This is a genomic window from Sorangium sp. So ce176 (assembly GCF_051519835.1).
GTDB classification, from domain to species: domain Bacteria; phylum Myxococcota_A; class Polyangia; order Polyangiales; family Polyangiaceae; genus Sorangium; species Sorangium cellulosum_G.
The window spans coordinates 430,414-448,888 of the sequence record NZ_CP150371.1; the positions used below are offsets into that span (position 1 = coordinate 430,414).

15 protein-coding genes are annotated in these 18,475 nt (G+C 72.8%); 6 read left to right on the forward strand and 9 right to left on the reverse strand.

The annotated features are described in order from the left end of the window. Position 1 precedes the first annotated feature (1 nt). The 6 genes from WMF42_RS01625 to WMF42_RS01650 form a co-directional block, all read right to left on the reverse strand. Entirely contained in the window at positions 2 to 994 is a 993-nt protein-coding gene (locus tag WMF42_RS01625; RefSeq protein ID WP_437689883.1) for a class I SAM-dependent methyltransferase, read from the reverse strand. Continuing rightward, on the reverse strand, positions 991 to 2,085 hold the full coding sequence (locus tag WMF42_RS01630) for a radical SAM protein (RefSeq protein WP_437689884.1): 1,095 nt from the start codon (positions 2,083 to 2,085) through the stop codon (positions 991 to 993). The genes WMF42_RS01625 and WMF42_RS01630 overlap by 4 nt, the downstream gene beginning before the upstream one ends. Further along, entirely contained in the window at positions 2,082 to 2,828 is a 747-nt protein-coding gene (locus tag WMF42_RS01635; RefSeq protein WP_437689885.1) for a radical SAM protein, read from the reverse strand. Before WMF42_RS01635 ends, WMF42_RS01630 begins: the two co-directional genes overlap by 4 nt. 208 nt (positions 2,829 to 3,036) lie before the next feature. Continuing rightward, positions 3,037 to 4,602, reverse strand: coding sequence for an ATP-binding protein (locus WMF42_RS01640; protein WP_437689886.1), 1,566 nt, complete (start codon positions 4,600 to 4,602; stop codon positions 3,037 to 3,039). 306 nt (positions 4,603 to 4,908) lie between these two features. After that, complete coding sequence (locus WMF42_RS01645) at positions 4,909 to 5,982, reverse strand: hypothetical protein (protein WP_437689887.1); 1,074 nt, start codon at positions 5,980 to 5,982, stop codon at positions 4,909 to 4,911. Between the two features lie 11 nt (positions 5,983 to 5,993). After that, a complete protein-coding gene (locus tag WMF42_RS01650) occupies positions 5,994 to 7,952 on the reverse strand; it encodes a serine/threonine protein kinase (RefSeq protein WP_437689888.1) in 1,959 nt (652 codons plus the stop codon). A gap of 391 nt (positions 7,953 to 8,343) precedes the next feature. Here WMF42_RS01650 and WMF42_RS01655 point away from each other — a divergent pair, with 391 nt between their 5' ends. Both WMF42_RS01655 and WMF42_RS01660 read left to right on the forward strand, forming a co-directional pair. Next, positions 8,344 to 11,775 carry a DUF2126 domain-containing protein gene (locus tag WMF42_RS01655; RefSeq protein ID WP_437689889.1) on the forward strand — a complete coding sequence of 1,144 codons (3,432 nt, stop codon included), beginning with the start codon at positions 8,344 to 8,346 and terminating at the stop codon, positions 11,773 to 11,775. 439 nt (positions 11,776 to 12,214) lie between these two features. Beyond that, the gene (locus WMF42_RS01660) at positions 12,215 to 12,433 is read left to right on the forward strand and encodes a hypothetical protein (protein ID WP_061605445.1); all 219 of its coding nucleotides are present in this window, start codon (positions 12,215 to 12,217) and stop codon (positions 12,431 to 12,433) included. Between the two features lie 231 nt (positions 12,434 to 12,664). Here the strand turns inward: WMF42_RS01660 and WMF42_RS01665 are convergent, their stop codons facing one another. After that, positions 12,665 to 13,243: a protoglobin family protein gene (locus tag WMF42_RS01665; RefSeq protein ID WP_437689890.1), complete on the reverse strand. Its 579-nt coding sequence runs from the start codon at positions 13,241 to 13,243 to the stop codon at positions 12,665 to 12,667. Between the two features lie 298 nt (positions 13,244 to 13,541). Between WMF42_RS01665 and WMF42_RS01670 the strand changes: the two genes are divergently transcribed. Further along, complete coding sequence (locus WMF42_RS01670) at positions 13,542 to 14,432, forward strand: SDR family oxidoreductase (protein WP_437689891.1); 891 nt, start codon at positions 13,542 to 13,544, stop codon at positions 14,430 to 14,432. Between the two features lie 7 nt (positions 14,433 to 14,439). Here the strand turns inward: WMF42_RS01670 and WMF42_RS01675 are convergent, their stop codons facing one another. Together WMF42_RS01675 and WMF42_RS01680 are read right to left on the reverse strand one after the other, a co-directional pair. Then, positions 14,440 to 14,874 carry a hypothetical protein gene (locus tag WMF42_RS01675; RefSeq protein WP_233560965.1) on the reverse strand — a complete coding sequence of 145 codons (435 nt, stop codon included), beginning with the start codon at positions 14,872 to 14,874 and terminating at the stop codon, positions 14,440 to 14,442. Between the two features lie 67 nt (positions 14,875 to 14,941). Then, positions 14,942 to 15,664: a hypothetical protein gene (locus WMF42_RS01680; protein WP_437689892.1), complete on the reverse strand. Its 723-nt coding sequence runs from the start codon at positions 15,662 to 15,664 to the stop codon at positions 14,942 to 14,944. A gap of 92 nt (positions 15,665 to 15,756) precedes the next feature. On the opposite strand from WMF42_RS01680, the gene WMF42_RS01685 reads away from it, so the two are divergent. The 3 genes from WMF42_RS01685 (at position 15,757) to WMF42_RS01695 (ending at position 18,459) form a co-directional block, all read left to right on the forward strand. After that, on the forward strand, positions 15,757 to 16,398 hold the full coding sequence (locus WMF42_RS01685) for an O-methyltransferase (RefSeq protein WP_061610190.1): 642 nt from the start codon (positions 15,757 to 15,759) through the stop codon (positions 16,396 to 16,398). A 133-nt stretch (positions 16,399 to 16,531) separates the two neighbouring features. Beyond that, positions 16,532 to 17,440 carry a type III pantothenate kinase gene (locus WMF42_RS01690; protein WP_437689893.1) on the forward strand — a complete coding sequence of 303 codons (909 nt, stop codon included), beginning with the start codon at positions 16,532 to 16,534 and terminating at the stop codon, positions 17,438 to 17,440. After that, positions 17,437 to 18,459, forward strand: a complete 1,023-nt coding sequence (locus WMF42_RS01695) for a FecCD family ABC transporter permease (RefSeq protein ID WP_061610192.1) — start codon at positions 17,437 to 17,439, stop codon at positions 18,457 to 18,459. Before WMF42_RS01690 ends, WMF42_RS01695 begins: the two co-directional genes overlap by 4 nt. Positions 18,460 to 18,475 lie beyond the last annotated feature (16 nt).

The window sequence follows — 18,475 nt, forward strand, 5'->3', positions numbered from 1 at the left end:
CTCACCGCCGCGTCCACCACACCGAGCCCCCGCCGACCTCGACGGCACGTCCAGCGAGCGCCGTGAAGCGCGCGACAGCCTCCATGACGCCCGCGTGCTCCTCGTTGTGGTCGTGTCCGGCCAGGATCGCGCCCGGCTTCAGCTTGGGCCACCAGGCCTCGATGTCCGCCATCACCGCCGCCCGATCGTGCGAGCCGTCGAGGAACACGAGATCCAGGCTCGCGTCGTCGAAGCGCGCCGCAGCCTCCATGGAGGCGAGCCGGTGGACGTTCGCTCGGATCCCGAGCGCCTCCAGGTTCGCTTGGAACACGCCGGGTACGTCCTCCGCTGCCAGCATGACGCGGTAGTGCGCGGCATACTCGTCGCTGGAGCCCTCCCAGGCGTCGACGCAATGGAGCGCGACGCCGTTGCTCGCCGCGAGCCGCCCGACGTACGCCGTGGAGAGCCCCTTCCAGGAGCCCACCTCGACCATCGCGCCGCCCCGGAGCGGGCGCACGAGCGCCCTGTACGCGAGGCCGGCTTCCTCGGAGAACCAGCCCTGGATCGGATCGAGCCGGGTCACCGGGAACAGCGCCAGGAGCGCCGCCGGCTTCCGCGCTGGATCGCGGACTTCATACTGCCTGTCGCACAGCTTCACGAAGCCGCGGGCGTCGTGCGCGACGAACAGCGGCCGCTCGATCAAGGCGAACTTCTTGAGCGACGTGGACCGCTCGGGATCCCGCTCTCCCCGCCGGATCTCGTCGGCTGTCGTCGCGAAGATCACGTCCTCGTGCCGGATCGCGCGCCCCTGATCCGGGCCGTCGGTCCACGGCCGCTCTCCGGGGTATCCGGCGCGGTCGGTGCCGTGCTCCAGCAGGCGAGCCAGCTTGTCCACCTCGCTCGCGCGGAACAGGAGAGGGCCCGTGATGCCGCGCGCCGCGAGCTCGTCCAGCACCTCCTCGAGAAAGAGCAGGTTCCGGCCGATGTAGGGCAGGGGGATGACGGGCGGCGTCATGAGGCGTCGAGCGCGGCTGAGGCGTCGAGCGCGGCGCGCGCCGCCGGCGGCGGGCCCAGGATGCCGTCCCAGGGCTGCCAGGTGGAGGCGAGCCGGGCATTCGGGTGGAAGATGAGCTCGTGGACGATGCCCGGGCCGGAGCGCTTCGTCTCCTCGAGCTGCGCGAGATCGGCCTCCTCGAAGACGACATCGATGTCCTCGAAGCGGAACACCTCGACATAGTAGTAATAGCCCACGATCTGCCGCTCGAACGAGAACCGCGCGTCGGCGCTCAGCGCGTCGAGGAGCGGCTCGAGCTGGACGCGGGCGCGATCGCTGTATTTGACAACGTGGTTCTCGACCACGGCGGCCGGGTCGGTCTTCATCAGTTGCCGGAAGATCACGTTGTCCACGCCGAGCGACAGCGCGAACCGCAGATAGGCCACGATCTGCTCCACTGTATCGATCTGCCCCTCCAGGAGCACGCAGGAGAGGCGCACCCGGGTGCCGCCGGCCGCTGCCGCCGCCACGACGCGGCGGAGCTCGTCGACGCTCAGGCCGTCTTTCATCACCATGAGCCTGGCGTTCCGGTCGTGGTCGGGGTGGGCGCGGCTGATGTTGAGGTGCTGGACGCCGGTCTCGACGATCCAGTCGATCACCCGCTTCCCCTCGCGCTCCTGGAGCAGCCCCGAGCCGTTCGTGGTGAGCGTCCGCTTGCGGCCGCGGCGGGCCTGCCCGAGCGCGAGGATGCGGGGCAGCCGCGGATCGTGGCTCGGCTCGCCGCCGGTGATGGATACAGTCGGATCCAGCGGGCGGAGCGCTTCCAGCGACTCGGCCAGCGCGTCGAAATAGCGCCCGTCGTCGTCCTCGACGCTCTTCTGCACGGAGAGGCTCCGCCCGCGCGACGCGGGCCTTAGCTCCTCGACGCAGAAGTGGCATCTCGCATTGCAGGGTTGCCGGCTGTAGATGGAGAAGTTCGCATTGCGGTAGACCTCGACCGGCCGGCCCCACAGGTCGAAGCGCACCGTCTCGCCGGCGGTGCTGTTGCCGGTCAGGTCGAAGGCGCGGCTCTTCAGCCGGCGCCATTCGTCGCGGAACGGGCGCGCGCTCACGGCAGCCTCCTCATGGCGTCGGAGCGCGCCACGAGGTCGGGGCCGAAGGCGTGGCCGTCCGGGTTGAGCATCGTGAAATGGGTGCCGACGAGGAAGGGCTCTTCCCAATCCTCGTGCTTCTGCGCGAAGCCGTAGCGCTGCAGGTGGAACACGTTGGCGAGCTCGATGAGCCCCGCGTCGCGCACCGCCTGCACGACCCACGCATCGCCGTCCGGCTCGCTCTTGCGCAGCCGGACGTTGAGGACGAGCTGGCGGTCGCCGCCGAGCGCCGCGAGCCGCTCGCGCAGGGCGCGCGCGAGGGCGAGCAGGCCGCTGTCGTGCTCGAGGAGGTGGTGGTTGACCGAGAGCTTGATCGTGGTGGGCTCGCCGAGCTTCTCCAGCCAGGCGTCGAGCCCGGCCGGGTCGCGCGGGAGCTCGACGCCGTTGGTCACCACGACGACGCGCGCGCACCGGCGCTCGGCGCGGGCGAGCCGCACCATCTCGTCGAAGTGCGGGTGGATCGTGGGCTCGCCGCCCTCGAGCTGCACCTCGAACGGGCCCTCGGCCGGGAAGCTCGCGCGGTAGCGGTCGAGCGCGAGGAAGGTCTGCCCCCGGGGCGACGAGCAGGTGCAGCACCACGGGCACGAGCGGTTGCAGTGGTTCGAGGTGGCCACGTAGAGCCGGTGTGGCCGCTCCGCCGTGGGCCGATCGAGCGGCAGCGCGCCCGTGAGCGTCGCGTTCTGGGGTCTCGTCGCTGTCGGCATGAGGCGCCTCCAGCGAGGAGGATACGGCGGGGTGGGGAGGGGATGAAGGAGATCCGGGGGGCGCGGATCACGGCGCCGGGTGGCCGGCGCGCGCGCGCAGTGTTTCGCGCAATTATTTGTATTTACTATTCATTTACGAATTGGACCCGGGCGCGTTCGAGCCGCCTCGCACGCGTGACCCGGGGGCGTGTTTCGCGCCCCGCGACGCTCAGCTCCCCACCGCCTCCCCCGTCCGCGGCAGCCTCGCCGTGAACGTCGTCCCCCGCGCCGCCGTGCTCTCGACCGCGATCTCCCCGCGGTGCGCCTTCGCGATCTGCTGCGCGATGAACAGCCCCAGCCCCAGCCCGCGCCCCGTGCTCGTCCTCCCTCCCGCGGTCGCCGGATGGAACGGGTCGAACAGCGTCTCCATCAGCTCGGGCGCGATCGACGGCCCGTCGTTGTGCACCTCGATCAGGAGATCGCCCCCCCGCGGGCGCACGGTCACCCCGACGGCGCTCCCCGGGTCGGCGTGATCGACAGCGTTCTGCACGAGGTTCGTCACCATCTGCGCGACGCGCTCGGCGTCCCACAGCCCGGCGCCGCTCCCCTCCACATCGAGCCGGATCGGCACGCCCGGGTGCGCCGCCCTGAGCTCGTCGATCGCGCTCTTGCAGAGGGCGTGGAGGTCCTCCGGCCTCGGCGCGATCGGGATGCCGTTGGCGCCGCAGCGGCTCCGCGTCAGATCGAGAAGGTCGTCGATGGTCCGCGCCATCCGGCGCGCGCTCGCCGCGATCCGCTCGGCGTTCCTCGCCTGGCGCGGCGTCAGGTTGCCGTGGTGGGTCAGCATGCGGCTCGCCAGCGTGATCGAGGTCAGCGGCGTGCGCAGGTAATGGCTGAACGCCGCCATGAACCGGCCGCGACGGACGAGCTCCTCGCGCCGCGCCGCCTCCGCCCGCTTGCGCTCGGTGACATCGATCACGGTGCCGATCATCCGGACGCTGCGCCCCTCGGCGTCGAAGAACGTGCGCCCCTGCACGGCGACCCAGCGCTCCACCCCGTTGCAGAGCCCCACGAGGCGGTACTCGATGCTGTACTCGCCGCCGCTCTCCAGGGTCTGCGAGCGCCGCACGGCCTCCTGCACGCGCTCGCGATCGTCGGGGTGGATCGCGGCGAGGAACACGTCGTACCGGACCTCCGACGCCGGATCCAGCCCGGCCACCTCCCGGGAGCGCTCGTCCCAGCGCAGCTTGCCTGTCACGGTGTCGTAATCCCACACGCCCACGCCGCCGGCGCGCGTGGCGAGCCGCAGCAGCGCGCCGCTGTCCTCGAGCGCGGCGCGCGTCGCCGCCTCGATCTCGAGGGCGCTCGTCCACATGCTCGCGTCCACGGCCGCGTGGATCACCTGCGCCTCGCTCACCCCGAGCGAGATGCCCTGCTCGACGCAGACCTCGATCAGCGCCGCCCGGAGGTGCGACAGCTCCCGCAGCGCCGCCGCGATGCAGCTCCCCTGCGCGGCGCAGCGGCGCGCGTGCTCCTCGACCCGCGCGTGGGCGCAGCGGAGCTCCGCGTCCTCGCCGCCGCGCTGCTCGGCGCGCCGGCTCGCCGAGAGCACCTCGACGAGATCGTCAAAGAGCTCAGGGACCTCGCGGGCGAGCAAGGGCCCCGCGGGCCGCGGCGCCCTCGCCGCCCTCGGATCCTCGAGCACCCGGCGCGCCCAGCGATCCATCACATCGCCCTTGCAGCTCCTGAGCCTGGCCGTGATAGACGTCTCCACGAACGGACCGTCGTCATCCATCAAGACATAAGCGAGCGCGCACCGGCGCTGATGTCACGTGCGGACACCCCCTGATTGACGCGTAAGTGACCGTCTTCTCTCGAGCGGCGCTCAGGTGCGGTGTGCTCGGACGAGAAGATAGACAAACCGCCAAGACGCCAAGGGACGCCAGGAGAAGAGGAGACAAGAGAAGAAGGTAGGAGAGATATTCTATCTCTCTTCTCCTCTCTGCCTCTCTCCTCTTCTCTCTTCCTCGCGTCCCTTGCGCCCTGGCGGTCTATCTCTCTTCATCCCCCCTCGCCGCGCCCGGCGCGGCCGAGCCCCGCGCTAGAAGGCGCCGAGCACCCCGACGCCGCCGCCGTCAGGGCCGATGAGCGGCACGACGCGCGCCTGCACCCGGCCGCCCGACGAGCCGTGTCGCGCCCCGGCGGCGCGGGCGCCCTCCGTCCTCGACGGGCCCGACGTCAGCACCAGGATCGCGCCCGCGCCGAGCGCGGCCACGCCGACGCCGATGCCGATCGTGGACACGAGCGCCTTGGTCTCCGCCGCGTTGATCTCCTCGCGACCGCGCGGCGTGCATTGCTTGCTCGGGCAGAGCGCCTGGTCCTTCTCCGCGTCGCTCGCCTGGCCCGCGGCGAGGATCCCGAACACGGCGCCGACGCCGAGCACCGCCGCGCCGGCGCCGCCGATCACGAAGCCCGCGGTGCGCAGGCCCTCGCCGCCGCCGGCCCCGCCGGGGGCGCCGCCCGCCGCGGGCCCCGCTGGCGCGGCGACCTTCTCGGGGGGCGCCGGCTGGAGCTTCGGGATGGCGATCGTCCTCAGGTCGGCGCTGTCGCCGACCTGCACGGTCGTCGACCAGACCGAGTAGCCCTGCGCTGTCGCCTCGACCTCGTGCGAGCCCGGATCGATCGGGATCGGCGTGCCGAGCGCCGCCGCGGGGATGTCGTGGCCGTCGACGCGGATCAGCAGGCCGGGCGTGCCCTCCGCGTTGAGCTGGATCCTCGAGAGCCGCGGCTCCAGGGCGCTGATGTGCTCCTGCGCGAACGCCTCACGCGCCGCGTTGCCCTCCTTCTTCGAGGCGAAGAGCGCCTCCTTGAACTGCCCCCACGCCGTCGCCGTCCTGCCGAGCGCCTCGTTGCACAGCGCCAGGTTGAGCAGCGTGCCCGTGCCGGGCCGCAGGCGCTGGCTCTCCGCCAGCTTGGGGCACGCCTCCGCGTACGACTTGGCCTCCATCAGGCGGCGCCCCTCCTCGAACAGCGTCTGGGCCAGGGTGGGATCGCCCGCGCCCTGCGCCGCGGCGCCCGCGGGCGCGAGCAGGGCGGCCGAGGCGAGGACGATCGAGGCGAGGGCGAGGCGGGCGCGACGGAGCGCGCGGGGGGCGTGCAATCGGGAGGGGATCATGGGCGGTGGGCTCAGTGCGGATCGTTCAGGTCGATGCCTTGAAGAGGTCGCGGCGTCGCCGGAGGCGGCGCTGTGCGGGCGGCGGGCCTGTTGCGGACCGCGGGAGGCGCAGCCCTCACCGGCGCAGAGGCAGGCGTCGCCGCCGAGGGACTCGCTGTCGTCGAGGTGCTCGCTGTCGTCGAGGCGCTCGCGGCCGTCGAGGCGCTCGCGGCCGCAGCGCCTGTCGTCGCAGCGTCGGTCGTCGCGCCGTCATTCGCCGCCCCTGTGGGCCGGACCGTCGGCTCGCCCGGCGTCGCCGCCCCCGCGCTCGGCCCGGGCGTCTCCGCGGCCGGCGTCGGCGCCGACGCGGCGGGCGGCGTGGCGCTCGCGGCCGGCGTGGCCGGCGTCGTCCCCGCGTCGTCCTGGCCGCTCCCGCGGATCACGAACACGCCGACGGCGATGACCCCGAGGAGCAGCGTCGCCGAGAGCAGCGCGATCGCGACCACCGCGGCAGGGGAGGCCTGCAAGCCCGGGATCCGGCGCCCGTCCGACGAGATCCCGAGGGTTGTCGACGAGGCGAACGTCGCGGCGGCGCGCGAGCTCATCGGCGCGTTGTACGGGCCGGGCACGATCTGCTGCTGCGGCGTGGGCGCCGGGAGGCCGTCCGGCGGCACCGGGCTCGGCCTGCCGCCCTCCGCGCCGTGCGGCCCCGGCGCCCCGCCGGCGCCCGAAGGCGGCTGCGAGTACGGCGGCTGCGAGTACGGCGGCTGCGGGTACGGCGCCCCCGCGTGGGCGGCCCCGGCGGGCGGCTGCTGCGAGAACGGCGACTGCGGGTGCGGGTACGGCGTCGCCGCGTGGGCGACCGCCGGCGCCTGCTGCGAGAACGGCGGGTGCGGGTACGGCGTCGCCGGGCGCGGCAGCGGCGCGGCGTCGGCGTGCCCGACCGGCGGGGGCGACGAGATCCCCGGCCACGACGGCTCGCGGATCGCGGGCGACGAGCCCCGCGCGTCCGAGTACGAGGGCTGCGACGCGCGGTGCCCGCCGAGGGCGGCGGCGCGCAGCGACAGGCCGCCCATGCGCGCGATCCGGTCGATGGTCGGGTACGTGCGCGCGGGCGCGAACGGCGCGAGCGCCACGACGAGCTCGGCGACCGACGCATGCCGGTGCTCGCGCTGGCGGGCGTAGGCCCTCTCGAGCACGGCCGCGAGCTCGGCGGGCACGTCGTGGCGGATGTCCCGCAGCGGCGTCGGCGTGCCCGTCAGCACCTCCGCGCAGAGCTGCGGCAGCGTCTCCGCGTAGTACGGCTGCCGGCCGGCGAGCAGCTCGTAGAGCGAGACGCCGAGCGCGTAGATGTCGGTGCGGTGATCGACCGAGCGGGTCTGCCGCATTTGTTCAGGGGACATGTACAGCGCCGACCCGAGCGCCGCGTCCGTGCCCGTCAGGATGTCGACCGCGTTGGTCGCCATCTTGGAGATGCCGAAGTCGAGCACCTTCACGAGCGGCGAGCCGTCCGCGCGCGTCGTCAGGAACAGGTTCGCCGGCTTGAGATCGCGGTGCACGATCCCGAGCCCGTGGGCCTCGGCGATCGCCTCGCTGCCCTGGACGACGTAGTCGACAGCGTCCTCCATGCCGAGCACGCCATGGTCCCGGAGCAGGTGCGCGAGGTCGCTCCCGTCCAGGAGCTCCATGACCATGTACGGGGCGCCGTTCTCGAGCGTGCCGACGTCCGAAACACGGGCGACATGCTCGCTCTTGATCCGCATGCCGGCCTTCGCCTCGCGCAGGAAGCGGGCCGACCCCTCCGGGTGCCGGGTGAACTCGGGGAGCAGGAACTTCAGCGCGACACGCTCGTCGAGCACGACATGCCGCGCCTGGACGACGACCCCCATCCCGCCCTGGCCGATGATCCGCTCCACGCGGTACTTGCCGGCGAGCACGGTCCCCGGCTCGACAGGGGCCACCGAGGGCCGTGTTGTCTCGGAATCCGACACCGCGGCCGATGATCACCGCTTCGCCCTCGGACGGCAAGCGCGCGGCGCCGGCGCAGCCGCCCCGGCGTCCCACGCGGAGCAGAACAGGCCGAAAGGTGCAGCGACGCCGCCGCACGATCTCGCCGCGCTCGCCCGCATCGCCCAGGTGCATCCCCGGCCTCATCACCCCGGTAGGCCCGCGGAGAACACCGTCGCCGGGGGTCGGGCAGCTCGCCGTTGCCTCACCCGCGCGCGACAAGGTGACGAGCTCGAGAGACGAGAGATACCCCGCGTCGCCACACCGCCGTTCCCTGGCTGAATCGTCCCGGAAACGATCGCGCGCCGCCTCGCGCAGAGCGAGACGAACGCAGTCACTTCTGATTGGATAGCGCCACTCCCGGAGACAACCACCGTGCGCCTGCTCATCCAGCACCGGACCCGCTACAGCTATCCAACCCCCGCCGCGCTCGGCCCGCACCTCATCCGGCTGCGGCCCGCGACGCACGCGAAGGCGAAGATCGAGTCGTACAGCCTGAAGATCGACCCCCCCATCGATGTCCGCTGGCAACAGGACCCGTACGGCAACCACGTCGCCCGGGTGCTCTTGCCCGCAGGGGAGCGCGTCCCGCACCTCGACATCCTCGTCGAGCTCGCTGTCAGCGTGCGCCCCGTCAACCCGTTCGACTTCTACCTCGACGAGCGCGTCGAGAAGGTCCCGTTCGCTTACCCGGCCGAGCTCGCGCAGGACCTGGCCCCCTTCCTCGCCAGCGCCGATCCAACGATCTCCCGCGGCCCGCTGCTCGACGAGTTCCTCGCCGGGCTGCCGAGGGACGGCGACACGGTCTCGCTGATCATCGCCCTGAACGCCGCGGTCAACCGGCGCGTCAAGTACGTCATCCGCGAGGAGGCCGGCATCTGGACGCCGGAGGAGACGCTCGGCCACGGGCGCGGGAGCTGCCGCGACTCGGCCGTGCTGCTCATCGCGGCGCTCCGGTCGCGCGGGCTCGCCGCGCGCTTCGTCAGCGGCTACCTCATGCAGCTCACCGACGAGGGGATGATCCCCGACCAGCCGCGCGGCGTGAGCCGCGACGTCGTCGACCTCCACGCGTGGGCCGAGGTCTTCCTGCCCGGCGCCGGCTGGATCGGCCTCGACGCGACGAGCGGCCTGCTCTGCGGCGAGGGCCACATCCCGCTCGCCTGCACGGCGTCGCCCGCGCTCGCGGCGCCGGTCGAGGGCACGAGCGACGTGCGCGCGAGCGACGTGCGCTTCGAGATGAAGGTCGGGCGGCTCGGCCACGAGCCGCGGCCCACGACGCCCTACGAGGAGCCCGTGTGGCAGGAGCTCCTGTCCGTCGCCGATCGCGCGGACGAGCGGCTCGCCGCGGCGGGCCTCACCCTCACCATGGGCGGCGAGCCGACCTTCAACTCGCGCGAGTACCCGGACGCCCCGGAGTGGCGCGAGGGCGCGCTCGGCCCGACCAAGTGGTCGCAGGGCCTCAAGCTCACGCACGAGCTCCGGCGCCGGATCACGCCGGGCGGCGTCCTGCTGCTCCGCGCCGGCAAGCACTACCCCGGCGAGAGCCTGCCCCGCTGGGCGCTCGAGATCATCGGCCGCCGCGACGGCGTCGCGCTGTGGACCGACATGTCCCAGGCGCGCCACGCGGATCCCGCTGTCTCGGCGCGGAGCTCGTCGCGCGGGCGCGGCCTCCTGCAGTCGCGCCAGTTCGCCCAGGCGCTCGCGGCGCGCCTCGGGCTCTCCGAGTTCCTGCTGCCGGCCTACGAGGACCCCTGGCGCCACCTCCAGGACGAGGCGAGCCTGCCCGTCGATGTCGACCCGCTCGAGGCGAAGCTCGACGACCCGGAGGAGCGGCGGCGCCTCGCGCGGGTGCTCGACAGGGGGCTCGGCTCCGAGGTCGGCTTCGTCCTGCCCCTCACGCGCCAGTGGGGGTCGTGGATCAGCGAGCGCTGGGGCTTCCGGCGCGGGCACCTCTTCCTGCTGCCCGGCGACAGCGCCCTCGGCCTGCGCCTGCCGCTCCGCTCCCTGATCGCCGCGGCGCCGCCCCCGCCGCTCGAGGAGCTCGTGTCGCCGCCGGACCCGCGGCGCGGCGAGCTCGACGACAACGAAGCCGAGGAGGAGCAGAAGCAGCGCCGCGTCGAGGCGCTGGCCGGCGACGGCGACGCCGAGCACCCCGAGGCGGCGCGCGCGCTCGCCGCGCGCGGGCGCGCCGCGCCGGACGAGCTCGCGGCCGCGGCCCAGCGCGCCGCCCCGGCGGCGGGCCGGTCGGGCTACGGCGTGCGCACGGCGCTCTGCGTCGAGACGCGCGACGGCATCGTCCACGTCTTCCTGCCGCCGCTCCTCTCGCCGGCGGACTTCTTCGAGCTCATCGCCGCCATCGACGCGACCCGGCAGGAGACAGGCGTCGACGTGCTGCTCGAGGGGTATCCGCCGCCGTCCAGCGCGGAGCTGCTCCGCTTCTCGGTGACGCCGGATCCCGGCGTGCTCGAGGTGAACCTGCCGCCGACCGACGGAGTGCGCGCGTACGCGTCGCTGCTGGAGACGGTGTTCGACGCGTCGCTCCACAGCGGCCTTCACTGCGAGAAGTACCTCGTCGACGGGCGCATGGCGGGGAGCGGGGGCGGCCATCACCTCACGTTCGGCGGCCCGACGCCGCTCTCGAGCCCCTTCCTGCGCCGGCCGGATCTCCTGGCCAGCCTGCTGACCTTCAACCAGCACCACCCGTCGCTCTCGTACATGTTCGCCGGCCTGTTCGTCGGCCCGACGTCGCAGGCGCCGCGCGTGGACGAGGCGCGCCACGAGACCCTCTACGAGCTGGAGATCGCGCTCTCGCGCGCCTTCGAGCGGCGCGAGGGCGAGCCGCCGTGGCTCTCGGACATGCTGTTCCGCCACCTGCTCGTCGACATGACGGGCAACACGCACCGCGCCGAGGTGAGCATCGACAAGCTGTTCGATCCGCAGACGGCGCACGGCCGCCAGGGGCTGATCGAGCTGCGCGCCTTCGAGATGCCGCCGCATTTCCGGATGGCTGTCGCGCAGACGCTGCTGATCCGCACGCTCCTGGCCGCGTTCGCCGCCGAGCCTTACTCGGGCAAGCTCGTGCGCTGGGGCCAGACGCTGCACGACCGCTTCCTCCTGCCGTACTACCTGTGGCGCGACTTCGAGGACGTGCTCGATCACCTGAAGCAGCGCGGCCTCGCCCTGCCGGCGGACGCGTACCGCCCGTTCATCGAGCTGCGCTGCCCGGTGGTGGGCACGCTGCACGCGGGCGACGTGGTGCTGGAGGTGCGCAACGCGATCGAGCCGTGGAACGTGCTCGGCGAGGAGCTGACGACGACGGGCACGTCGCGTTACGTGGACTCGTCGATGGAGCGCATCGAGGTGCGCGTGCAGGGGCTGACGCCGGAGCGCCACCGGGTGCTCGTGAACGGCCACGTCCTGCCGCTCCGGCCGACCGGGACGGCGGCCGAGTACGTGGGCGGCGTGCGGTTCCGCGCCTGGGCGCCGCCGCACAGCCTGCACGCGCACCTCGGGATCCACCACCCGATCCGCCTCGACATCCTGGACACGTGGGGCAAGCGCTCGATCGGCGCGTGCGCCTATCACGTGTGGCACCCCGAGGGGCGCGCCTTCGACGCGGCGCCGCTCACGCGCTTCGAGGCGGCGGCGCGGCGCGCCCAGCGGTTCACGCTCGAGGGCCAGACGCCCTGGCCGGTCACGGGCAAGCCCGCGTACCCCCACGAGGACGCGCCGTACACGCTGGATCTGCGGCGCTACGCCGTGGACCGCCCGCCGCCGAGGCCGAAGAAGGCCGAGGGCGAGGCGTGAGCCGGCGGGGCGGCGGTCCGGCGAGGCCGCCGCCCCCTCCGAGACCAACGTAGGAGACCGGCAGCGCGCCTGGACGGATGTCGGGCGCCCACGGTCGAGGCGGATGTGGCGGTTTGGCGCGGCGTCAGCGAAGAGGCCGCCTCTCGCCGGCACCCGCGAAATCAGGGCTACCGCGCGTCCGGGCCCGGCCGTGGCCCGAGCCCGTGTGGCGATTTGCCTTCCGCTCGACATCGCTCGTCTGCCGGCCTCGGCGGCGCGCCGTCCCGCGCCGCGCTCGATTTTCGCGGCGCCGCGCTCGCTTTGTCCAGCGTCGCGCGTCTCCGGGGTCTGCTCGACAACAGGCGAGTCGCTTCAGCGCGCGATTGGTATGTCCCCTGCTTGAGAGCTCGATGTCCCCTGCATCGCATGCGGACAGTACACCACGAAGGAGGACAACCCGATGATGCGTAAGATCCTGGCCATGCTTCTGGTTTCCACGATTCCCCTGGCGGCGGGCTGCTTCGTCGACACGGACGACGACGGTCCGGGCGACAGCGGCGATGACTGCATCACCGCGTGCACGACCGATCACGACGACTGCATCTCGGCGTGCGACGATGACGGCGACTGCGTCTCGGCGTGTGACGAGGAGTACGACTGCGACTCCCTCTGCATCTGAGCGCGCCGGACAGCGGCCAGCGCACGTCGCGCCGCCCGTGAGCAGCTCCCGCTTCCAGGCCATGAGCCCGGGGGCGGGAGCGCTGCAGCGGGACAACGTCGAGAAGCTCCGCCGCTCTCGTGCGCTTCAACACGGCCTTTCCTCTGGCCACGTGAGCAGCGGTCCACCCGCGAGCTGGGCTGTCATGCAACGCCGCCGGCCGCGGCGCGGGGGGGCGGCGCGCCCCTCGGATCAGGCCGCCGGCAGGTGGTGGCGCGCGAGGAGGTCGTTCTGGATCCAGAGCAGCTTGTTGAAGGCGCGGAGCGTGCGCACCTCGGTCTCGCGATCCAGGCCCAGCGACAGGATCGTCTGGAGGAGGGCGTCCGACACGAAGCCCATGAGCGCGTTCATCTGCACGAGCGGCACGACGAGTTCGGCGTTGCCGGCCTTGGCCGTGTGGATCCGCCCGACCATGTCGAGGTAAGCGACCAGCTTCGCGTCATACGGGTGGGTCACGAGCCGGACAAGGTAGTCCCCGAGGTGCTTCTTGCGGAATTTGATCTGCTCGTGGTCCAGCGTGAGCGACAGGAGATCCGTCGGGGCCTGCCCCTCGTAGCCGTGCTGCTTCGGCACGAAGTGGCGCTTCGTGGCGTCGTAGAGGAACAGCTTCTCGTACACAGCGTCGACGAGCGCCTCGACGCGCGGCGCGAGGTGCAGCGCGGCCCCATGAATGGCGGCGATGTCCGCCTCTCCGAAGCCGATGAACTCGATGAGGTACCCGAACCGGTATTCGAGGCTCGACTCCAGAAGCTTCTCGTCGACGTGTTTCATGGTAACCGTTGCTCCTTTTCTTCTCAGCGACGGGCGGTATGCCGCGAACAACGCAGAGGCGACGACACCGGAGCAACTGCCCGCTGTCAAGCCCTGATGTTGCCTTCTGTGACAGCCCGCCGCGCGATCACGCGTGTCAGCGTCGCTTCACCCGCGACGCGCCAGCGGCCAGCGTCAGGATCGCTCCGATCCGTAGTGCAGGCGGGGACCGATGGCGGGGTCTCCAGGCCGTCACCATGGCCCCGTACGGCTGGGAGCGCGATCAGCGCCCCACCACCGAACCGCATCAGGAGGAGGCATGCAGAACACTGGACCGACCCAGGATCCGAAGGACGCAGGCCCGAAGCCGCCTTTCGAGGCCAAGAGCCAGGACCGGCCCGGCATCGAGGCCAAGATGAACCCGAGGCCTGATTACGGCGAATCGTCGTACAAGGGGCTCGGCCGGCTGAAGGACCGCGTCGCGCTGATCACCGGCGGCGACAGCGGGATCGGCCGCGCCGTCGCGCTCGCTTTCGCCCGGGAAGGGGCCCACGTGGCGATCGCCTACCTGAGCGAGCACGGGGACGCGAAGGAGACCGCGCAGGCCGTCAGGGAGGCGGGGCGCGAGGCGATCACGATCCCCGGCGACCTGGCCGACGAGGCCCATTGCCGCAAGGTCATCGAGGAGACGGCCCGCAAGTTCGGGCGGATCGACATCCTCGTGAACAACGCCGCAGAGCAGGGCAAGGCCGCGGAGCGCTTCGAGGACATCGACGCCGCGCGCGTCGAGCGGACGTTCCGCGTCAACATCATGGCGATGTTCCACCTCGTCCGGCACGCGCTGCCCCACATGAAGGAAGGCAGCGCGATCATCAACGTCGCCTCGATCCAGGCCTACCAGCCGAGCCCGAACATCCTCGATTACGCGTCGACCAAGGGCGCGATCGTCACCTTCAGCAAGGGCCTGGCGCAGGACCTCATCCAGCGCGGCATCCGGGTCAACGTCGTGGCGCCCGGCCCCGTCTGGACGCCGCTCATCGAGCAGTCGTTCCCGGCCGAGAAGGTGGCCACCTTCGGCAAGGACTCCCCGATGCAGCGCCCCGCGCAGCCGGCCGAGCTCGCCCCCGCGTTCGTGTTCCTCGCCTCGAACGAGGCGAGCTACATCAACGGCGAGGTCCTCGGCGTCACCGGCGGTAAACCGCTCTCCTAGAGGGGCGCTACCAGCCGGCGAGCTGCTTGAGATCGAGCTGCACGCCGAGGTGGAGGAGCGCGTCCTCGGGCCTCGTGAAGGTGCTCACGGGCGTGAGAGAGCGCTTCGTGATGCGCCCGACCTGGAGCACCCCGACCGCGCTCCTCAGGATGACAGCCGTCTTCTTGAAGCCCTGCACAAGGCGCGCGTGACGGCGCGCGAACGGCTCGTCGAACAAGTCGTCATTGCGGAACGGCGCGTCCCGGGCGTCCACGAGCAGGACAGCGCGATGGCGCGAGATGACCGCGATCGCCTGCTCGAGGCGCTCGAAGTTCTGATCGAGCACCTCGATGCTGGGGTAATGCAGCGAGGATCGCTTGAGCGCCACGAGCTGCTGGATGGAGTCGTGGTAGATGGCCGTATACGGGTTCCGCTCTATCTGGCGCAAGCCGTGGTGGGGCACGGGCGCGATGCTAGGCCCGTTCGGCTGGTGTGTCGACGGGTGCGTCGACCCTGCGGCGCGCGGCGCGTCACCCGCCCTCGCACGCCGCGCGGCACACGTCGTCCTCGCACGCGGCGACCCTGCCAGCAGCCTGCCCGCCGTCCTCGTACTGCGCCGCGCACCGCTCTTCGCACACGGCGTCGCCCGCCTTGCACGCGTCGGCGCAGGCGCGGAGCGCCCTGCACGACGGGTCGGCGATACACGCGTTCATGTCGGCGGCGCACCGCGAGAACAGGCATGTCTCGCACAGGGATACGGGGCCTCGCGACGGGCATTGCACCCTGCAGAGCTCGGACGCGCAGCCGCCCTCGAGGAAGCTGTCGGAGATGCCCGCCTCGTGCGCGGTCAAGCATGTCTGCTCGCAGCCCCTGTCTCCCGCGGCGCACAGGAGATAGCAGTTGGCCAGGGCGGCGCACTCCGGGCTCTGCTGGCAAGCGCAGTAGCTCTCCTGGCACCGCAGCGACAGGCACGTCGTGCACGGGTCGCCGAGCGAGGCGCACGCGTAGGTCGCCTCGCCCCCGGCGGCGCCGCTGCCGCTCGTCGTGGCGCTCGCCCCTCCGCCGGTCCCGGCGCCGCCCGCCTCGCCGCCGCCGCCGGTCCCGGCGCCGCCCGCCACGCCGCCGCCGGTCCCGGCGCCGCCCGCCCCCCCGGCTCCCCCCGTGCCGCCGGTCCCGGGGCTGCTCGGCGCCGAGCTGCAGGCGGCCGCGAGCAGCGCCGCCGCGACGCACGTCATCCAGGAAGAATAGGACATGGCGGACGCTACATCGAAGGCCGGCGGCAGCTCAAGCTGGGGGGCAGCGCCCGGCGCGCGCTATCGTGTCGCCCCACCGAGGTACCCTGCCCATGACCGCCATCGTCACGCCAGAGATAGACCGCTACGCCCACGACCACACGGAGCCGCCGCCCGCGCTGCTCGACGAGCTGCGCGAGTACACCCGTGCCCATGTGCCGAGCGCCGGCATGCAGGTCGGGCGGGTCGAGGGCACCCTGCTCGGGGTGCTTGTCGCGCTCATGCAGGCGCGCCGCGTGCTCGAGCTCGGCACGTTCACGGGGTACTCGGCGCTCAGCATGGCCCAGGCGCTCCCGCCGGACGGCGAGCTCGTCACGTGCGAGCGCGACCCCGACGTGGCCCGCGTCGCCCGGTCGTTCTTCGACCGCAGCGAGCACGGCCAGAAGATCCGGATCGCCCTCGGCGACGCGCTCGACACGATCCGCGGCCTGCCGGCGAGCCCGCCGCTCGATCTCGTGTTCATCGACGCCGACAAGGCGCGGTACGCGACCTACTACGAGGAAGCGCTGCCGCGCCTCCGCCGCGGCGGGCTGATCGTCGCCGACAACACCCTCTGGAGCGGCGAGGTCCTCGCCCCCGAGACCGAGGACGGCCGCGCCCTCGCCGCCTTCAACGAGCTCCTGGCCCGGGACCCGCGGGTCGAGAAAGTCCTGCTCCCGGTCCGCGACGGGGTGACGCTCGCGCGCAAGCGCTGAAGGCGCGCATCGTCCGCGCACCGTTCCGCGCATCGTTCCGCGCATCGTTCCACGCATCGTTCCACGCACCGTTCCGCGCGGCGGCCACAAATCCTGACGGCCTCTCCGCGCGCGGCGCTAGAGTCCCGCCAGCATGCTGCTCGCCATCGACGTCGGGAACACCAACATCAGCTTCGGGGTGCTGGAGGGCGAGGCGCTCCGGCACCACCTCCGCTGCGAGAGCGCGCGCTCGCGCACAGCGGACGAGTACGCCGTGCTCGTGCGGCAGATGCTCGACCTCCGCCGCGTCGACCTCGCCCGCATCGACAGCGCTGTCATCGCGAGCGTCGTGCCGACGCTGACCGACACGATGGTGGGGCTCGTCGAGCGGGCGTTCGGGATCGAGCCGCTCGTCGTCGGGCCGGGCATCAAGACCGGCATGTCGATCCTCTACGAGAACCCGCGCGAGGTCGGCGCCGACAGGATCGTCAACGCGGTCGCCGCGCACGAGTGGGTGAAGCGGGCGGCGGAGCCCCCGTCGGCGCGCGAGCACGGGATCGACCTGGGCCGGGGCGGCGAGGCGGGCCGGGGCGATCACGCCGCCGCGAGCGGCGTCATCGTCGTCGACTTCGGCACCGCGACGACGTTCGACTGCGTGACCCCGCGCGGCGAGTACCTCGGCGGCGTCATCGCGCCGGGCATCCAGATCAGCGCCGAGGCGCTCTTCTCCCGCGCCGCGCGGCTCTCCCGCGTCGAGATCGCCCTCCCGCCCCGGGTCGTCGGCCGCAACCCCGTCCACTCGATGCAGTCGGGCATCGTGTACGGCTACGCCGGCCTCGTCGACGGGCTCGTGGCCCGGCTCCGGCGCGAGCTCGGCTACCCGTGCCGGGTCGTCGCCACGGGCGGCCTGGCGCGGCTCATCGCGCCGCAGACAGAGACCATCGAGGTGGTCGACGACGACCTGACGCTCACGGGCCTGCGCCTCATCTACGAGCGGAACGCCGAGCGCAACAGCGGCCCCGCCACCTTGCCGCCCGCGGCGCGCGGAGGCGGCCAGGATTGACGACCCCCGGGTCCGGCCGCGCGCTCCCACGGCCAGGCGCGCTCGCCCTCGCCGCGGCGCCCGCGGCGCTCGTCCTCGCGCTCCTCGCCGCCGTGCTCCTCGGCGCCGAGCCCGTCTCGCTCGAGCGCGCCCTCGCGGGCCCGGGCCTCGACCGGACCCTCCTGCTCGACGTGCGCCTGCCGCGCGTGCTCCTCGCGGCGATCTCCGGCGCCGGCCTCGCGGCCGTGGGCGTCGCGTTCCAGGCGCTGCTCCAGAACCCGCTGGCCGAGCCGTACGTGCTCGGCGTCTCCGGCGGCTCCGCCCTCGGCGCCGCGGTCGCCATCGCGCTCGGCGTCGGCTCGGCGACGGTGCTCGGCGCGACGCTCCTGCCGGCGGCGGCGCTCGCCGGCGGCCTCGCCTCGACGGTGCTCGTCTACGCGATCGCGCGCGGCGCGGCCGAGGGCACCTCCGGCGCCTCGATGCTCCTCGCCGGCGTGATCGTGAACTCCATCGCGGCCGGCCTCATCACCTTCCTCAAGACGGTCGTCTCCCCCTCGCGCGCCCAGCAGCTCCTCCGGTGGCTCATCGGCTTCGTCGAGCTGCCCACGACCTCGGCCCTCCTCGGCGTCGCCGCCTACGTGGCCGCGGGCTGCGCCGTGCTCCTCGCCGACGCCGCGCGCCTGAACCTCCTCTCGCTCGGCGACGAGTCGGCCGGCACCCTGGGCGTCGACGTGCGCGCCGTCGAGCGCCGCGTCTTCTTCGCGTCCTCGTGCGTCGTCGGCGCGATCGTCAGCCGCACCGGCCTCATCGGCTTCGTCGGCCTCATCGTCCCGCACGCGGTCCGCCGGCTGGCCGGCGCGGATCACCGGCTGCTCCTGCCGCTGTCGCTCGTCGCCGGGGCCGTGCTGCTCACGACGTGCGACCTCCTCGCGCGCCTCCTGTTCCGGTGGCTCGGCACCGAGCCGCCCGTGGGCGCCGTGACAGCGATCCTCGGCGGGCCGCTGTTCCTCGTGCTGCTGCGGCGCTCGCCGCGCCTGTGAGGCGCCGGGGCCGGCG